Below are 16,100 nucleotides of genomic sequence, written 5' to 3'. Positions count from 1 at the left end.
ACATGTCTCAGTCAGCATCGAAGGCAATGGCGGTCGCCGCGACAGTGCGGTCCGGCCGTGCCCGGATCAGCCGATCGGCAATGCCGATCCTGGCGATCGCGATCGCCGCCTCGCTCGCCGGTTGCGCCAAGCGCGACAGCATCACGGTTGGGGCGATTCCCGATGATTATCGCACCACGCATCCGATCGTGATTGCCGAGAAGAACCAGAAGCTGGACCTCCCGGTCGGCGCCGGCGATCGCGGCATGACCGGCTCGCAGCGCGACACGCTTCTGGGCTTCCTTGACGGCTACGACAGGAGCGCTGCCCCGGCGCTGACGATCGCAATCCCGATCGGCTCGGCCAATGAGGTGGCGGCGACTGCCGCGGCGCGCGATTTCGCCAGGCTGGCGGTTGCCGGCGGCATCAAGCGAAACCGGATCGTGGTGACCTCCTACCAGTCGGTTTCCCCAGAAGCCTCGGCGCCTATCCGCGTTTCCTATATTTCGGTGAGAGCCCAGACCGACAAATGCGGGCGCTGGCCCGAAGACATCCTCGCAACCTCCGAAAACAAGCACTACGCCGATTACGGCTGCTCGTCTCAGAACAACCTCGCCGCCCAGCTTGCCAATCCGGCCGATCTGCTCGGGCCGAGAAAGTCGTCCGATATCGACGCCGAGAACCGCGGCGCGGTGATCGACGTCTATCGCGGCAGACGTATTTCGGACGAGTTCCTCGGCAATTCGGAAGTGACGTACTAGGAGCGCCAGTCCCGCGTAGAGACTGGAAAGAGAAGTCACGGAAAAGAGCATGACGATGAGCAATCTTGCCTACGACACGCCCAGAGACGGCGGCGACAGCTCGCAATCGGATATTGCCGCGATGCAGGCGCTGCGGCCGGTGCCACGTATTTCGATCCAGGCATTTTGCGAGACGGAAGGTGTCGCGCATCCGGTGGAGCGGGCCGGCGAGGATCGCCGCATGGCCAAGGCGCATCTGAAAGTGCATATGGGCGGCATCGCCACGGCGATCGAATTCTACCAGTCGGCGCCGACGCCGAACCTGATCCTGCTGGAATCGCGCAGCGAACCGAAGCAGTTGCTGGAGCAGCTTGCCCATCTTTCCGAATATTGCGATCCCTCCTCGAAAGTCGTGGTGATCGGCCACTACAACGATGTCGGTCTTTACCGCGAACTCATCCGCTTCGGTATTTCCGAATACGTCATCGCGCCGGTGTCGATGGCCGATATCGTCTCCGTGGTGTCGTCGATCTTCGTCGATCCGGAAGCCGAGCCGATCGGCCGCTCGATCGCCTTCATCGGCGCCAAGGGTGGCGTCGGCTCCTCGACCATCGCCCACAATGTGGCGTGGGCGATGTCATCGCTGTTCAAGTCGGAAGTGGTCGTCGCCGATCTCGACCTGGCTTTCGGGACGGCCAACATAAATTTCGACCAGGACCCTGCGCAAGGCATCGCCGAAGCCGTATTTTCGCCCGAACGAGTTGACGAGGTCTATCTCGACCGGCTGCTTGCCCAGTGCGCCGAACATCTGTCGCTGCTCGCCGCGCCCTCCACCCTCGAACGTGTCTATGATTTCGATCCCGATGCCTTCACGCAACTCATCGACACCGCGCAGCGCAGTGTGCCGCTGCTGGTGCTCGACGTTCCTCATGTCTGGACCGGCTGGACCAAGAACACACTGATCAAGGCTGACGAGATCGTCATCACGGCGACGCCGGAACTGGCCAATCTGCGCAACACCAAGAATCTGGTCGATATGCTGACGCGGCTTCGCCCGAACGATCCGCCGCCGAAACTGATCATCAACCAGGCCGGCGTACCGAAGCGACCCGAGATATCCGCTTCCGACTTCGCCGAACCGCTCAGCCTCACGCCGATGTCGGTCATCGCCTTCGACCCGTTGTTGTTTGGAAATGCCGCCAACAACGGCCGCATGCTGGGCGAGATGGATGCCAGGAGCCCGGTCGTCGGCATGATCAACGAAATCGCGCATGTCCTGACCGGTCGCAGCGAAATCAAGGCCAGGAAGAAGGCAGGCCTTGGCGGCCTGCTCGGCAAGCTCTCGCGTAACAAGAAATGACGCTCCCCTCCAAATCAAGAAGTAGAGCATGATGTCGTCCGAAAACCGCTTCGGCGTCATGTTCTGGACGGAATTGGTAGTCGATCATGTTTGGTAAAAGAGGCTCCGACGACGGCGGCCGGTTCACCCCGGAGTTCCGTCAGCCAGCACCGGCGCCAGCGGCGCCGGCCACTGCAACGCCTGCGGACATGGCGGTACTTGCCCGGCCCGCGGCAGCGCCGCCTGGAGCGCCGGGAACCCCGCCAACTCGCCGTGCCGTTGAGGCGCCATCGATGGCGCCGGAGCCGCCAAAAAAGATCCAGCGCGAAAAAAGTGAAACCTACTACGACACCAAGAGCCAGGTCTTCTCCGCGCTCATCGACACCATTGACCTGTCGCAACTCGCCAAGCTCGATCCCGAGAGCGCGCGCGAGGAAATCCGCGACATCGTCAACGACATCATCGCCATCAAAAATTTCGCAATGTCGATCGCCGAGCAGGAAGAGTTGCTCGAGGACATCTGCAACGATGTGCTGGGCTACGGCCCGCTGGAGCCGCTGCTCGCCCGCGACGATATCGCCGACATCATGGTCAACGGCTCCAAGAACGTCTACATCGAAGTCAATGGCAAGGTCGAACAGACCGGCATCCGCTTCCGCGACAATCAGCAGCTGCTCAACATCTGCCAGCGCATCGTCAGCCAGGTTGGCCGCCGCGTCGACGAATCGAGTCCGATCTGCGACGCCCGCCTACCCGACGGCTCCCGCGTCAACGTCATCGCCCCGCCGCTCTCCATCGACGGCACCGCGCTCACCATCCGCAAGTTCAAGAAGGACAAGCTGACGCTCGATCAGCTGGTCAAGTTCGGCGCCATCTCGCCGCAGGGCGCCGAGATCCTCAAGATCATCGGCCGCGTCCGCTGCAACATCGTCATCTCCGGCGGTACCGGCTCTGGCAAGACGACGCTGCTCAACTGCCTGACCAACTATATCGACCGCGAGGAACGCGTCATCACCTGCGAGGACTCGGCCGAACTGCAACTGCAGCAGCCGCACGTGGTGCGTCTCGAAACCCGCCCGCCCAATCTCGAGGGCGAAGGCGAGGTGACCATGCGCGACCTGGTCAAGAACTGCCTGCGCATGCGGCCCGAACGCATCATCGTCGGCGAAGTGCGCGGACCGGAGGTTTTCGACCTGCTGCAGGCGATGAACACCGGCCATGACGGGTCGATGGGAACGATCCACTCCAACAGCCCGCGCGAATGCCTGAACCGTATCGAATCGATGATCGCCATGGGCGGCTATTCGCTGCCGCAGAAGACCGTGCGTGAAATCGTCGTCGGCTCCATCGATGTCATCATCCAGGCAGCACGCCTTCGCGACGGCTCGCGCCGCATCACCCACATCACCGAGGTGATCGGCATGGAAGGCGACGTCATCATCACGCAGGATATCGTGCTCTACAACATCAAGGGCGAGGACTCGAATGGAAGGCTGCTTGGCGAGCACGTGTCGACCGGCATCGGCCGTCCGCACTTCTGGGATCGCGCCCGCTACTATGGCGAGGAACAGCGCCTCGCCAATGCGCTGGAATCGATGGAGAAACGCGCTGACTGACGCGTATCGAGGTTGGAAGCAATTCCAGGAAAAGTGTGAAGCGGTTTTCCCGGGAAAAGCGCGTAGCGCTTTCCCTTGGGAATTGCGTCAAAACAAAGCGATAGCGCATATCGCCGTTTCCTTGAAACGGCGATATGCGCTGGGGACCGAGGTCGATGTTCGGAATTGACACCACCGTACTGGCGTTCATCGTGCTCGCCGGCTTCAGCGCCGGTGCGGTCGCCTATGCCTTCCTGTTCACGAAGATGAGCAACGAGAAGCAGGCCGGCAAGCGGCTCGAGACGATCAAGGCGGCCGAGACCGATCGTTCGGTCGTCAAGGCTTCGCGCGACCGTGTCGCGGAGGCGGTCAAGCGGCGTAAATCTGTCCAGGATACGCTGAAACAGCTCGACGAAAAGCAGAAAACCAACGAACTCGCCGTCAAGAAGCCGCCGTTGAAGGCCCAGATTCGTCAGGCCGGCATGCAGGTCTCGATCGAGCGTTTCTATATCTACTCCGTCATTTGCGGGATCGCGCTGACGGTGCTTGCCTATCTCGCCGGCGCGCCGCTTCTGGTCCTGCCGGGCGCGCTGCTGGCGGGGGCGCTCGGCCTGCCGCGCTGGTTCGTCTCGTTTCGCCGCGCGCGCCGGGTCAAGGCGTTCCTCAACGAATTTCCCAACGCCCTCGACATCATCGTGCGCGCCGTCAAATCCGGCCTGCCGCTCAACGACGCCATTCGCCTGATCGCCAGTGAATCGCCGGAGCCGGTCAAGACCGAGTTCCGCCGGATTGTCGATTCACAGCAGATTGGCATGTCCATCCCCGATGCCACCTTGCGCATGGCTGAAACCATGCCGTGCAGCGAGGCAAGCTTCTTCGGCATCGTTATCCAGATCCAGTCACAGGCCGGCGGTAATCTCTCCGAGGCGCTTGGCAACCTGTCGCGCGTGCTTCGCGATCGCAAGAAGATGAAGGCCAAGGTCCAGGCGCTTTCCATGGAAGCCAAGGCGTCGGCCGTCATCATCGGCGCGCTGCCTTTTGTCGTCGCCCTTCTCGTCTATCTGTCGAGCCCGAACTACATCATGCCGCTGTTCACCACCAGCACCGGCAATCTGATCCTCGGCTGTTCCGGCGTCTGGATGTCGATCGGCATTCTGGTGATGCGCAAGATGATGAACTTTGAAGTTTAGGCCGACCTTGGAAAGCTCGAAACGAAAAGACTGAAAACGAATGACCGACCAAGTCGTAAAATCGCTGACCGATCCTGCCTTCCTGATAGCGTTGCTGGTTGGCATTGCGGTGTTCGCGACCGTCTTCACGGTGCTGCCGGCCCTTGGTGGCAATCAGCTCAAGACTCGCATGAGATCGGTGGCGCTGGAGCGTGACGAATTGCGCGCCAAGCAGCGCGCGCGGCTTGCCAATGAAGCCGATCGTCGCCGCAAGGGGCTGCGCGAAGAGCAGTCGATCGGCATGCGCAACATCGTCGACAGGCTGGACCTGCGGCGTGCGTTGGCCGATGAAGGCACGTTGCAGAAGCTCAAGGTGGCGGGCTTTCGTGGCCAGAACCCGCTGACCCGCTTCCTGTTCTTCCGCCTGATCCTGCCTTTTGTCGGTTTCGCGCTGGCAGCGATCTATCTGTTCGTGCTCGGCGGACTGCCTGACCGGCCGGCCTTCGTGAAACTGTTCGTCTGCATCCTTGTCGCCTACGCCGGTTTCTACGCGCCGATCCTTTACGTCAACAATCGTGCCGCCAAGCGCAAGCAGTCGATCCAGGCGGCGTGGCCGGATGCGCTCGACCTGATGCTGATCTGCGTCGAATCGGGCATGTCGGTCGAGGCTGCCTTGCGCAAGGTCTCCGAGGAGATCGGTTCGCAGTCGGTGGCGCTGGCGGAGGAATTCGTGCTGACCAACGCCGAACTCTCTTATCTGCAGGAGCGCAAGCAGGCTTATGAAAACCTCTCGGCTCGTACCGGCCTGGAGTCGGTGAAGTCAGTGTCCCAGGCGCTGGTCCAGGCCGAACGCTACGGCACACCCGTGGCGCACGCATTGCGCGTGCTGGCCTCGGAAAGCCGTGACATGCGCATGAATGCCGCCGAGAAGAAGGCCGCCGCCCTGCCGCCGAAGCTTACCGTGCCGATGATCCTGTTCTTCCTGCCGGTTTTGTTCGCTATCATTCTGGGCCCAGCCGGCATTCAGGTCAGTCAGCGCGGCATCTTCGGCGACCAGCACAATTCCTCAAGCCAGTAGGCCTCGTTGCAGCCATACAAAAGAGCCGCACTGCCAATGCAGTGCGGCTCTTGTTTTCAGCTTTGAGATGTGGACGGATTTTGCGCTGTGCGGAGCCGGCGCCCATGCGGCGCTCAGTTGGTCGCCGGCTTTGCCTTGTCCTGATCCTTGAGCTGACTCCAGGCGTTCTGCTGGGCAAGCATCTGGCGAAGATAGGCTACATTGGCTTGCGCCTGTTCGGGTGAAAGCTCCTGCGAGGCGATCTTCTCGGCCTCGTCGAAGCGGCCCTGCAGTCCCACGACCAGCGCAAGGTTCTGGCGCACCCGGCTGTCGGCATTCGGTTGCTGGGCTGCCGAGCGCATATAGGTCTCGGCGGTGCGCAGATCGCCTTCCAGCACATAGGACATACCGAGATTGGAAAGGATCGAGGGTTCGTTCGGCTTTAGGTCCAGCGCCTTGCGGTAGTTCTGGCGCGCTTCATCCTTCTGGCCAAGCTGGTCGAGAATGGCGGCCTCGGCCGACATCAGCCGCCAGTCCGGATATTCCGGCGTCTGCGCCCGGCGCACGGCGTCGAGCGCCGGCTCGAACTGGCCGTTGGCGGCCAGCGCCTTGCCGTAGGCGGCAAGCACGTCGCGATCCTTGGGGTAGGCGATCGCCAGCTTGCGCATCACGGCAAGCGACTGGTCGGCATCGCCGTCCATCTGGAGCGCCGCCGCAAAATTTGTCGCCAGCCGCTTGTCGTTGGGGTTCTTTGCGTAGGATTCGCCCAGCCGCCCGGTCGCCCCGTGCAACTCGCTGGCCGACATGGTTTCCAGCGGTTTGCCGCTGGTGCGCCCGATCGAGCCGGTCGTGAGCTTGCTGGTTCCGCACCCGGCAACACCGGCCGCCAGCGCCATCAGCAGTGCCGTGGTGACCAACCGTTTGCCCGTGACGTTCATCCTGCGGTTGGTGGGCATCGGCACGGGGCTCTCCATTCCTGCGCGTGGCCATTCACGTGGCCATCTTCATCCCCGCAGAAATATTCTGTTAACCCTAACGGACAGTTAAAAAGTGAGCCGTCGGATCGGTGAACGGCCCGCCGGAAGCCTTTGGCCTGGCAGTCCCATGCCGGCCCCTGTGCATAGATGTTGAAATCATCCGACGTCCCTGTCACTTGACTGAGGACGACCTGCAAGCCTCCCGGAGACCATCGAATGCCCGTCGAACTCATCGAGACACTAAACACTGCCCTGCCGGTCCATCTGGTCGCGAGCGATGGACTGGAGGCCTTGGGGCTTTCGCCTTCCATGACCGCATGGGCGGCCGCCAACGGCTTTTCCGGCGAAGCCGGTAGGACGCTCGCCGTCCCCGGCGACAACGGTTCCCTTGCCGGCGCCTTGTTCGGCGTCGGTGATGGCGAGGGCGCGCTGGCGGTCGGCATGCTGGCGAGAGCCTTGCCGGAAGGCGACTGGCATTTTGCCGCCGCTCCAGCCGAGCCGGAACTCGCGGCCATAGCCTTGGTGCTCGGCGGTTACGTCTTCACTCGCTACGGAAAGAAATCAGGCAAGACGCTGCGTTTTGCGCTGCCGCTCGGCGTAGATGCAGGACGCGTCCGGCGCATCGCCGACGGCGTCTTCCTGGCGCGCGACCTCGTCAACACGCCGACCAGCGACATGGGACCGGACGAGTTGGAGAAGGCCGTGCGGACCCTGGCGGCCACTCACGAGGCCGAGGTATCGGTGATCAAGGGCGATGATCTCCTGAAGCAGAATTTCCCGATGATCCATGCGGTCGGCCGGGCCTCGGTCGGAGCGCCGCGCCTGATCGACATGGTTTGGGGACCGGAAGGCGCGCCGAAGGTGACGCTGGTCGGCAAGGGTGTCTGTTTCGACACTGGCGGCCTCGACATCAAGCCGTCCTCGGGCATGCTCTTGATGAAGAAGGATATGGGCGGCGCCGCCAATGTGCTGGGCCTGGCCTCGATGATCATGGCTGCCGGGCTGAAGGTGCGGCTGCGCGTCCTGATCCCGGCGGTCGAGAATTCGATTGCCGGCAACGCTTTCCGGCCTGGAGATGTACTGACCAGCCGCAAGGGCATTACCGTCGAGATCGGCAACACCGACGCCGAAGGGCGGTTGGTGCTGGCCGACGCGCTGGCGCTGGCCGATGACGAGGAGCCGGAACTGCTGATCGACATGGCGACGCTGACCGGGGCAGCGCGTGTCGCGCTCGGGCCCGATCTGCCGCCTTTCTACACTGGCGACGAAGCGCTGGCGTCCGAACTGGCTGCGGCCTCCATGGCCGTCGAGGATCCGTTGTGGCGCATGCCGTTGTGGCGACCCTATGAAGGCAGGCTGGCGTCGAAGATCGCCGACATCAACAACGTCACCACCGACGGCTTCGCCGGTTCGGTCACCGCGGCGCTGTTCCTCAAGCGCTTTGTCGAACGGACAACGGGCTGGGCGCACTTCGACATCTTCGCCTGGAACCCGTCCGATCGCCCCTACGGACCCGCCGGCGGAGAGGCGCAAGGCATCCGTGCACTGGAGCGGGTCATTTCGAGGCGCTATGCCTGACGCCCTGAGACGGCCACCAAAACTGAAACGGAACCGAAACAATTTGCCGTCATGCTCGGGCGATGTCGATTTCGATGCGTCCGAGCCAGGCGATGCGGCTGTGGCAGCAGGTGATGCTGTCGCAGGTGCGCGCCGGCGCGCCAGATCTCACCATGCGCCAGACGGCGATCCTGTTCACCATCTATCTCGACCCGCCGCCGCACACGGTGCGCGGCCTGGCAGCCCGCCTCAATGTCACCAAGCCGGTTATCACCCGCGCGCTCGACACTATGGGTGCGCTGAAACTGGTGTCGCGCCATCGCGACGAGCTCGACAAGCGCAATGTGCTGATCCGGCGCACGGTCGAAGGCGCGCTCTTTGTCGAGCGCTTCGGGGATGGTATCGTTGCCAAGGCTCATGAACTGCCCATCTGATCAATCCATGAACTAGACGAGTACCGATTTGACTGCCAGGGACGCCCGCCTCCACGCCTTCCGTTCCGACCTCGCCGATGCCAGGCTGAAAGGGGAGGTGTCGGCCGATCGCTTCGTCACCGGCCGTCCGGCCCGGATCACAGCCTCCGTGGCTGACGTGCGCAAGGCACCGCGCCCGGATGCCGGCGTCAACACGCAAATTCTGTTCGGCGACGATGTGCTTGTCTTCGAGGAAGCCGAGGGATGGGCCTGGGTCCAGGCCGAACGTGACGGCTATGTCGGCTATGTCGGCGCCACCATGCTGGGCGCACCCGAGCATGCGCCAACCCACATCGTCACGGCGCCGCGCACCTTCCTCTATCCTGGCCCGGATCTGCGCTTCCCGATCAGCGGCCAATTGTCAATGGGCTCGACGGTGACGGTAACCGGTGCCGCCGAAACGCGCGGCACGCACTATGCGCTGTTGCCCTCCGGCGAGGCGCTGAGCGCCGGCCATATTTGCCCGGTCAGTGACATCGCCGCCGACTATGTCTCGGTCGCCGAGATGTTTATCGGCACGCCCTATCTCTGGGGCGGCACCTCCGGCTTCGGCATCGACTGTTCTGGCCTCGTGCAACTGGCCATGCGCATGGCCGGCCGCAATGTGCTTCGAGATTCCGACATGCAGGCGGCAGGCCTGGGCGAGCCGCTCGATCCGGGATCCGATTATGCCGGGCTAAAACGCGGTGACCTCGTGTTCTGGAAGGGGCATGTCGCCGTTATGACCGACGCCGAGACCATGATCCACGCCAACGGCCACACCATGCTGGTCTCGCGCGAAGGGCTGAAGGATGCGGTTGATCGGATTGGGTATCTCTATGGCGGGCCGACTGGGTTTCGGCGGCCTTAGCGCCTCTTCCTTCGCCCCGTTCACGGGGAGAAGGTGCCCGAAGGGCGGATGAGGGGCGGCGCCAGCGATTGAAAGCTCGCGCTGTCCCTCACGTGCCTGCCGGCATCCTCTCCCCGTACGGGGTGAGGGCAACTCACCCGATCACCTTTTGTTCCGATTTTCCTTGGCGATCGCGCGCCGTCGCGCTACCTCTTTCGCGTGACCGAGCAGCCGCGCCTTGCCAAACAAAATGCCGCCGTCCTTCTGCCCGAGCCATTCATCAGATGGTTTGGCGAAAAAGGCTGGTCGCCGCGCGCTCACCAGATCGAGCTGCTGGCGAAGGCTCAAGCCGGGCAATCGGTGCTCTTGATCGCACCGACCGGCGCCGGCAAGACACTGGCCGGCTTCTTGCCATCGTTGACCGAACTGGCCAACCGCCCCAGACGCAAAGCCGGTATGGCACGGCGCGGCATCCATACGCTCTACATCTCGCCGCTGAAGGCGCTGGCCGTCGACATCGAGCGCAACCTCGGCAAGCCGGTGGAGGAGATCGGCCTGCCCGTCACCATCGAGACGCGCACCGGCGACACGCCTTCCCACAAGCGGCAGCGCCAGAAGCTGGCGCCGCCCGATATCCTGCTCACCACGCCCGAGCAATTGGCGCTGCTGATTGCGGCCGGCGATGCCGGGCGCTTCTTCGAGGATCTGCGCTATGTCGTGCTCGACGAGTTGCATTCGCTGGTGACATCGAAACGCGGCCATCTGCTGGCGCTCGGGCTGGCGCGGCTGCGCAGCATCGTGCCCGGCCTGCAGACGATCGGTCTGTCGGCAACGGTGGCCGAGCCCGACGAGTTGCGGCGCTGGCTGGTGAGCCAGAATCCGCCCAAAGGCCTGGCAAGTCCCGATATGTCTGAGCTCATCGTCGTAACCGGCGGCGCGAAGCCCGAAATCTCGATCCTCGATTCGGAAGAGCGCGTGCCATGGGCCGGCCATTCGGCGCGCTATGCGACGCCGGAAATCTACCGCGAGATCAAGCGCCACAAGACCACCCTGCTGTTCGTCAACACCCGCAGCCAGGCCGAGCTGCTGTTTCAGGAATTGTGGCGGGTCAACGAGGATACCTTGCCGATCGCGCTGCATCACGGCTCGCTCGATGTCGCCCAGCGCCGACGCGTCGAGAAGGCGATGGGGGAAAACGCGCTCCGTGCCATCGTCGCCACCTCGACGCTCGACCTTGGCATCGATTGGGGCGATGTCGATCTGGTCGTCCATGTCGGCGCGCCCAAGGGCGCCAGCCGGCTGGCGCAGCGCATCGGCCGCGCCAATCACCGCATGGACGAGCCGTCGAAGGCGATCCTGATCCCGGCCAATCGTTTCGAGGTGCTGGAGTGCCGGGCAGCGCTGGACGCCAACTATCTGGGCGCCCAGGATACGCCGCCGCTGGTCAATGGCGGGCTCGATGTGCTGGCCCAGCATGTGCTGGGCTGCGCCTGCGGAGCGCCGTTTCGCGCCGACGATCTCTACGAGGAAGTGCTGACAGCAGCGCCCTATGCCAGCCTCGACCGGCCGACATTCGACCGCGTCATTGATTTCGTCGCCACCGGCGGCTACGCACTGAAGAACTACGAGCGCTACGCCCGCATCCGCCTCAACAAGGACGGCATGTGGCGGGTCTCCAATCCCCGCGTCGCGCAGCAATATCGGCTGAACGTCGGCACCATCATCGAGGTGCCGGCGCTCAATGTGCGTTACGTCAAGGCCGGCAGCAAAGGCTCGGCTTCGCACGGCGGCCGAGCTCTGGGCAAGATCGAGGAGGCCTTCCTCGAAACGCTGACGCATGGCGACACCTTCATGTTTGCCGGCAAAGTGCTGCGCTTCGAAGGCATCCGCGAGAACGAATGCTTCGTCTCGAATGCGCCGGGAAGCGACGCCAAGGTTCCTTATTATGGCGGCGGCAAATTTCCGCTTTCGACTTACCTCGCCGAGCAGGTGCGCGCCATGCTGGACGACCCGCAGCGCTGGAAGAAGCTGCCCGAGCAGGTATCGGACTGGCTGCGGTTCCAGGCCAACAAATCGGTATTGCCCAAACGCGACGACCTCTTGATCGAGACCTTTCCGCGCGGCAACCGTCACTATCTCGTCGCTTATCCTTTCGAGGGCAGGCTGGCGCACCAGACGCTAGGCATGCTGCTCACCCGCCGCCTGGACAGGGCCGGCGCCAGGCCGCTTGGCTTCGTCGCCACCGACTACGCATTGGCCATCTGGTCGCTGGGCGATATGGGCGCGATGTTCAAATCGCGGAAACCTTCGCTTGGCGCTCTGTTCGACCAGGACATGCTGGGCGACGACCTCGAGGCTTGGCTGGCCGACAGCTGGCTGCTCAAGCGCACCTTCCGCAACTGCGCGCTGATTTCAGGCCTGATCGAGAAGCGTCACCCCGGCCAGGAGAAAAGCGGCCGCCAGGTCACCGTCTCGACCGATCTGATCTATGACGTGCTGCGCAGCCATGAACCCGACCACATCCTGCTGCAGGCGACGCGCGCCGACGCGGCGACCGGTCTGCTCGATGTCAGCAGACTTGCCGACATGCTCTCGCGTATCCAGGGTCGAATCGTGCATAAGGCACTCGAACAGATATCGCCGCTGGCCGTGCCGATCATGCTCGAAATCGGCAAGATGCCGGTGAACGGCGAGGCCGACGAAACGCTGCTGATGGATGCCGCGACTTTGGTCGAGGAAGCCATGGGTCCTGGGATGGTTGAGGAATGAATTTTTCGCTGGCGCGGGCATCGCTGATCGCCGAGGCCGACTTTGTCGGCATCGCGGGCGAGCGCGCGGTCTGTGATTCGCGCGGCGTGCTCTATTTCCCCGATCTGAGGCTGCTCGCGGTCTCCGACCTGCATCTGGAAAAGGGCTCGTCCTTCGCCAGGCGCGGCGCACTGATCCCGCCCTACGATACCGACGCCACTCTGCTCCGGCTGCAGGCGGTAATCGCGGACTACCAGCCGGCCATCGTCATCAGCCTGGGCGACTCCTTCCACGACGGCGGCGGCGCCGAGCGCATGCATCAAACCTTCCGCGATCGGCTGGAAGCATTGATGGCCGGCCGCGACTGGTTCTGGGTCGCCGGCAACCATGACCCGGAAGCGCCGGCGGATTTGCCCGGCGAGACGGTGCGCGAACTCGCCATCGGCTCGCTGCTGTTCCGCCACGAGCCGTCGAAGATAAGAACCGAGGGCGAAGTCGCCGGCCATCTTCACCCTTGCGCCCGCATCGTCCAGCAGGGCCGCTCGGTGCGGCGGCGCTGCTTTGCCGGCGATGGCGGCCGCATGATCATGCCGGCCTTCGGCGCTTATACCGGCTCGCTCAACGTGCTCGACCGCGCCTATGCCGGCCTGTTCCGCCGCGAGACGTTGATAGCCTATATGATGGGCGCCGCGCGCATCTTCGCCATTTCCGGTTCGATGCTGCGGCCGGGCTGAGTTTCTACGGTATAAGCACGGTTGCGCCTGTCGTCTGCCGTGCTTCGAGCCGGCGATGCGCCTCCGCCACTTCGGCAAGCGGCATGCTTGTGTGCACCGGGATTTTCACTGCGCCGCTGAGCACGACGCTGAACAGCTCCCCGCTCATGGCGACGACGTCCTCACGTCTGGCGAGATGATGGAACAGCAACTGCCAGGTGGCGAAGAGCGAACCCTTCTGCATCAAAAGCATGATGTCGAAGGGCGGGATCGATCCCGACGCTGTGCCGAAGCTGACGAAGGTGCCGAACGGCCGCAGGCAGTCGAGCGAGGCCGGGAAGGTCGCGTTGCCGACGCCGTCATAGACGGCGTGGCAGCCCTCGCCGTTGGTGACCTCTTTCACCCGTGCGGCGAAATTCTCTTTGCTGTAGTCGATGACATGGTCGCAGCCATTGGCGCGCGCAAGTTCGGCCTTTTCGGGTGAACCGACCGTGCCGATGACGATGGCGCCGAGATGCTTTGCCCATTGCGTCAGGATGAGGCCAACGCCGCCCGCTGCGGCATGCACCAGAATTGTATGGCCCGCCTCGACGCGAAACGTGCGACGCAGCAGATATTGCGCCGTCAGCCCCTTCAGCATCATGGCCGCGCCCGTCTCGAAATCGATGGCGTCGGGCAGATGCACGACGAAATGCGCCGGCACGATGCGTTCTTCGGCATAGGCGCCGAGGGTCTCGACATAGGCGACTCGGTCGCCAGGCGCGAAGCCGCTGACGCCTTCACCGACGGCGACGATTTCGCCTGCGCCTTCATTGCCGGGAATGAATGGCAGAGCGGGCGGCGCGTATTCGCCGGTGCGAAAATAGATGTCGACGAAGTTGAGACCGACCGCCCGGTTGCGCACGCGCACCTCGCCCGGTCCGGGCTGGCCGATGTCGACATCTTCGTAGGCGAGCACATCTGGCCCGCCATGGCGGTGAACACGGATCGCTTTCATGGTTTTCTCTCCTGCGCTGTTCTCTTGAGTGTGAGATAGCGCGTGGCGAGATATCATTGTAGACTGATACCTATGACATCAGAGTTCAAACAAAATGATATCTGAACAGATCGGCCTCGACCTTCTCCGCACCTATGTCGCGGTCTGCCGGCAAGGTAGCCTGAGCAGGGTCGCCGCGCAGACCGGCAAGACCCAATCGGCGATGAGCATGCAGATGCGTCGGCTCGAGGGCCTGCTCCAGCGGCATCTGTTCCAGCGCACCGGCCGCGGCGTTGTGCCGACTGCGGAAGGCGAGCTCTTTCTGGGATACGCGACCCGCATCCTCGCTCTCGGCGATGAAGCGGTGGCGCGTCTGCAGCAGGCTAGCATTGGCGGCGGCGTGCGTATTGGTCTTGCCGAAGAGGTCACCACGGCCGCGCTTTCGGCCGCGCTTGGGCGGCTGCATCGCACCTATCCCGACATCAGCCTCGACGCGATGGTCGAGCACAGCGTCGCGCTGGGACGGCTGTGGAGCGAGGATGCGCTGGATGTCATGATTGCCCCGACATCCGTCGTCGCGGCCGATGCCGTGACGACATGGAACGTCGAACTGCAGTGGGTCTGCGCCCAGGACTATGTGCTGGACCATGACCGGCCACTCGATCTCGCCGCCTTCGGCGCAACCTGCCCTTGGCGCAGGCGGATGATCGAGGCGCTGGTCGCCGCCGGTCGGGAGCACCGGATCGTCCTGTCGTGCCAGAGCGTCACCGGCCTTCAGGCCGTGATCGAGAACGGACTGGGCGTTGGACTGCTTCCGCCCGAATCCGTGCGTACCGCTTCGATGCGGGTGCTGAAGACGTCAGCCGGCCTGCCCGAGCCGCTCACGGTCCAATACGGCCTTTACGCGCACGACCGCAGGACAGCTGTAATCGATGCCGCGATCGAAATCCTGCTTAAGGATTTGCCGGCGGCGCCACGAGCACGGGCCGCCTGACGGCGGGACGCTCTACCGGCCGTAATAGAGGGTGACGGTGTGCTTGGCCTCGGCGAAGAACAGCCAGCGCTCGACCAGCATGCCGGCGAACTGGACGATTGCCGCAAGCACCGACAGCACCGCTGCGAATGGCCAGGGCAAAGCGAATAAGACAGAAAGCAGCAGCAGGGCAGGCAAGGCGAAAGCCAGCAACTGCGTGATCAGCCGCAGCTTTGCGCCATGTTTGCGCGCGATCCGAAAACCCATTTCCTTGAGCAGGTAGTTCTCCTCGGTGTGCGGCCATTCCAGCGAGCGCACTGTGCCGCCAGTGAGCCCTGTCGCCGCGTTGGCGGTGGTCGCGATCTCCAGCGCGTCATTGTATCGCCACGTCGCCTGCTTCCAGCCCCAGCCGAGCAAGGTCAGCAGCAGGGCGGCTACCGCAACGGCGGTCGGGCTGATGGCGAAAGCCTGCAGCAGCGCGTTCAACAGCACGCTGCCGGTCATCGCCGAAAAGATGAGATAGCCCGGCAGCGTATACGGGCTATGCCACTGCGCGATCGGCTTCAGCGAGGCATAGATCATGCCGGTGGTGCAGACGGTGACGATTGCGCCGATAGTTGCGAGAAACCCGGCGATGGCCATCCAGCCTCCGGTGTGGCCGAAGAACACCCAGCCGATGCCGAACAATCCGGCCGGAATGAAGGTTGCCACCGAAGCCACGCCTTCGCGCGACAGCCACGAACTGCGCCATTGCGAGAAGGCGCGCCATGCGCGTTCGGGGCGGCCGAGATGGACGGTCGAAGACAAAAGGCCGGCAGCAATCAGCCCAAGCGCCAGCCCCATTCCGATAATGCCAAGCCAGAAATCGGCCGGGATGAAGCCCAGCCCGCCCAGCACGCCAAGCAGCGCCAGCAGTCCGTAGCCCGCTCCTGTAGCAGTGGTGAAGAAAACGACCGAGGCGGCAGGATGCATGGA

General features: G+C 63.5%; 15 protein-coding genes. 11 read left to right on the top strand and 4 right to left on the bottom strand.

Annotation, left to right across the window (positions count from 1 at the left end):
- Positions 1 to 2 precede the first annotated feature (2 nt).
- From NKL04_RS21390 to NKL04_RS21370, 5 genes are all read left to right on the top strand, one after another.
- Positions 3 to 740, top strand: coding sequence for a CpaD family pilus assembly protein (locus tag NKL04_RS21390; protein WP_023699483.1), 738 nt, complete (start codon positions 3 to 5; stop codon positions 738 to 740).
- A 55-nt stretch (positions 741 to 795) separates the two neighbouring features.
- Positions 796 to 2,079 (top strand): CpaE/TadZ family protein, encoded by a 1,284-nt coding sequence (locus NKL04_RS21385; protein WP_023699484.1) that lies wholly within the window; start codon positions 796 to 798, stop codon positions 2,077 to 2,079.
- Between the two features lie 86 nt (positions 2,080 to 2,165).
- A complete protein-coding gene (locus NKL04_RS21380) occupies positions 2,166 to 3,674 on the top strand; it encodes a TadA family conjugal transfer-associated ATPase (protein WP_023688717.1) in 1,509 nt (502 codons plus the stop codon).
- Between the two features lie 155 nt (positions 3,675 to 3,829).
- On the top strand, positions 3,830 to 4,843 hold the full coding sequence (locus NKL04_RS21375; RefSeq protein ID WP_023669592.1) for a type II secretion system F family protein: 1,014 nt from the start codon (positions 3,830 to 3,832) through the stop codon (positions 4,841 to 4,843).
- Between the two features lie 40 nt (positions 4,844 to 4,883).
- Positions 4,884 to 5,900 (top strand): type II secretion system F family protein, encoded by a 1,017-nt coding sequence (locus NKL04_RS21370; protein ID WP_023696714.1) that lies wholly within the window; start codon positions 4,884 to 4,886, stop codon positions 5,898 to 5,900.
- 113 nt (positions 5,901 to 6,013) lie between these two features.
- Here the strand turns inward: NKL04_RS21370 and NKL04_RS21365 are convergent, their stop codons facing one another.
- The gene (locus NKL04_RS21365; protein WP_023669594.1) at positions 6,014 to 6,835 is read right to left on the bottom strand and encodes a tetratricopeptide repeat protein; all 822 of its coding nucleotides are present in this window, start codon (positions 6,833 to 6,835) and stop codon (positions 6,014 to 6,016) included.
- A gap of 237 nt (positions 6,836 to 7,072) precedes the next feature.
- Between NKL04_RS21365 and NKL04_RS21360 the strand changes: the two genes are divergently transcribed.
- From NKL04_RS21360 to NKL04_RS21350, 3 genes are all read left to right on the top strand, one after another.
- Complete coding sequence (locus NKL04_RS21360; protein ID WP_023699485.1) at positions 7,073 to 8,434, top strand: leucyl aminopeptidase family protein; 1,362 nt, start codon at positions 7,073 to 7,075, stop codon at positions 8,432 to 8,434.
- 62 nt (positions 8,435 to 8,496) lie between these two features.
- Entirely contained in the window at positions 8,497 to 8,847 is a 351-nt protein-coding gene (locus NKL04_RS21355; protein ID WP_023699486.1) for a MarR family winged helix-turn-helix transcriptional regulator, read from the top strand.
- Between the two features lie 28 nt (positions 8,848 to 8,875).
- Positions 8,876 to 9,736 carry a C40 family peptidase gene (locus NKL04_RS21350; protein ID WP_023699487.1) on the top strand — a complete coding sequence of 287 codons (861 nt, stop codon included), beginning with the start codon at positions 8,876 to 8,878 and terminating at the stop codon, positions 9,734 to 9,736.
- Positions 9,737 to 9,877: 141 nt separating this feature from the next.
- Here the strand turns inward: NKL04_RS21350 and NKL04_RS21345 are convergent, their stop codons facing one another.
- Positions 9,878 to 10,072, bottom strand: a complete 195-nt coding sequence (locus NKL04_RS21345) for a hypothetical protein (RefSeq protein ID WP_245260071.1) — start codon at positions 10,070 to 10,072, stop codon at positions 9,878 to 9,880.
- Here NKL04_RS21345 and NKL04_RS21340 point away from each other — a divergent pair.
- Both NKL04_RS21340 and pdeM read left to right on the top strand, forming a co-directional pair.
- Entirely contained in the window at positions 9,980 to 12,484 is a 2,505-nt protein-coding gene (locus NKL04_RS21340; RefSeq protein WP_245271328.1) for a ligase-associated DNA damage response DEXH box helicase, read from the top strand. The two genes, NKL04_RS21345 and NKL04_RS21340, sit on opposite strands and share 93 nt — an antisense overlap.
- Positions 12,481 to 13,197: a ligase-associated DNA damage response endonuclease PdeM gene (pdeM, locus tag NKL04_RS21335; protein WP_023699489.1), complete on the top strand. Its 717-nt coding sequence runs from the start codon at positions 12,481 to 12,483 to the stop codon at positions 13,195 to 13,197. The genes NKL04_RS21340 and pdeM overlap by 4 nt, the downstream gene beginning before the upstream one ends.
- A gap of 4 nt (positions 13,198 to 13,201) precedes the next feature.
- Here the strand turns inward: pdeM and NKL04_RS21330 are convergent, their stop codons facing one another.
- Positions 13,202 to 14,173, bottom strand: coding sequence for a quinone oxidoreductase family protein (locus NKL04_RS21330; RefSeq protein ID WP_023699490.1), 972 nt, complete (start codon positions 14,171 to 14,173; stop codon positions 13,202 to 13,204).
- A gap of 94 nt (positions 14,174 to 14,267) precedes the next feature.
- Here NKL04_RS21330 and NKL04_RS21325 point away from each other — a divergent pair, with 94 nt between their 5' ends.
- Positions 14,268 to 15,146, top strand: a complete 879-nt coding sequence (locus NKL04_RS21325; RefSeq protein WP_023699491.1) for a LysR substrate-binding domain-containing protein — start codon at positions 14,268 to 14,270, stop codon at positions 15,144 to 15,146.
- Between the two features lie 12 nt (positions 15,147 to 15,158).
- Here NKL04_RS21325 and NKL04_RS21320 read toward each other — a convergent pair whose 3' ends face one another.
- Positions 15,159 to 16,097, bottom strand: coding sequence for a dimethyl sulfoxide reductase anchor subunit family protein (locus NKL04_RS21320; protein ID WP_023699492.1), 939 nt, complete (start codon positions 16,095 to 16,097; stop codon positions 15,159 to 15,161).
- Positions 16,098 to 16,100: the final 3 nt, after the last annotated feature.

This window comes from Mesorhizobium sp. C264A (assembly GCF_040324515.1).
Classification (GTDB): domain Bacteria; phylum Pseudomonadota; class Alphaproteobacteria; order Rhizobiales; family Rhizobiaceae; genus Mesorhizobium.
This window is presented reverse-complemented; position numbering and strand designations above follow the sequence as displayed.

What these genes read in the sequence shown, in the direction of transcription:
- NKL04_RS21390 (WP_023699483.1), top strand. Translation starts at nt 3, where the DNA reads ATGTCTCAGTCAGCATCGAAGGCAATGGCGGTCGCCGCGACAGTGCGG.
- NKL04_RS21385 (WP_023699484.1), top strand. Translation starts at nt 796, where the DNA reads ATGAGCAATCTTGCCTACGACACGCCCAGAGACGGCGGCGACAGCTCG.
- NKL04_RS21380 (WP_023688717.1), top strand. Translation starts at nt 2,166, where the DNA reads ATGTTTGGTAAAAGAGGCTCCGACGACGGCGGCCGGTTCACCCCGGAG.
- NKL04_RS21375 (WP_023669592.1), top strand. Translation starts at nt 3,830, where the DNA reads ATGTTCGGAATTGACACCACCGTACTGGCGTTCATCGTGCTCGCCGGC.
- NKL04_RS21370 (WP_023696714.1), top strand. Translation starts at nt 4,884, where the DNA reads ATGACCGACCAAGTCGTAAAATCGCTGACCGATCCTGCCTTCCTGATA.
- NKL04_RS21365 (WP_023669594.1), bottom strand. Translation starts at nt 6,835, where the DNA reads ATGCCCACCAACCGCAGGATGAACGTCACGGGCAAACGGTTGGTCACC.
- NKL04_RS21360 (WP_023699485.1), top strand. Translation starts at nt 7,073, where the DNA reads ATGCCCGTCGAACTCATCGAGACACTAAACACTGCCCTGCCGGTCCAT.
- NKL04_RS21355 (WP_023699486.1), top strand. Translation starts at nt 8,497, where the DNA reads ATGTCGATTTCGATGCGTCCGAGCCAGGCGATGCGGCTGTGGCAGCAG.
- pdeM (WP_023699489.1), top strand. Translation starts at nt 12,481, where the DNA reads ATGAATTTTTCGCTGGCGCGGGCATCGCTGATCGCCGAGGCCGACTTT.
- NKL04_RS21330 (WP_023699490.1), bottom strand. Translation starts at nt 14,173, where the DNA reads ATGAAAGCGATCCGTGTTCACCGCCATGGCGGGCCAGATGTGCTCGCC.
- NKL04_RS21325 (WP_023699491.1), top strand. Translation starts at nt 14,268, where the DNA reads ATGATATCTGAACAGATCGGCCTCGACCTTCTCCGCACCTATGTCGCG.
- NKL04_RS21320 (WP_023699492.1), bottom strand. Translation starts at nt 16,097, where the DNA reads ATGCATCCTGCCGCCTCGGTCGTTTTCTTCACCACTGCTACAGGAGCG.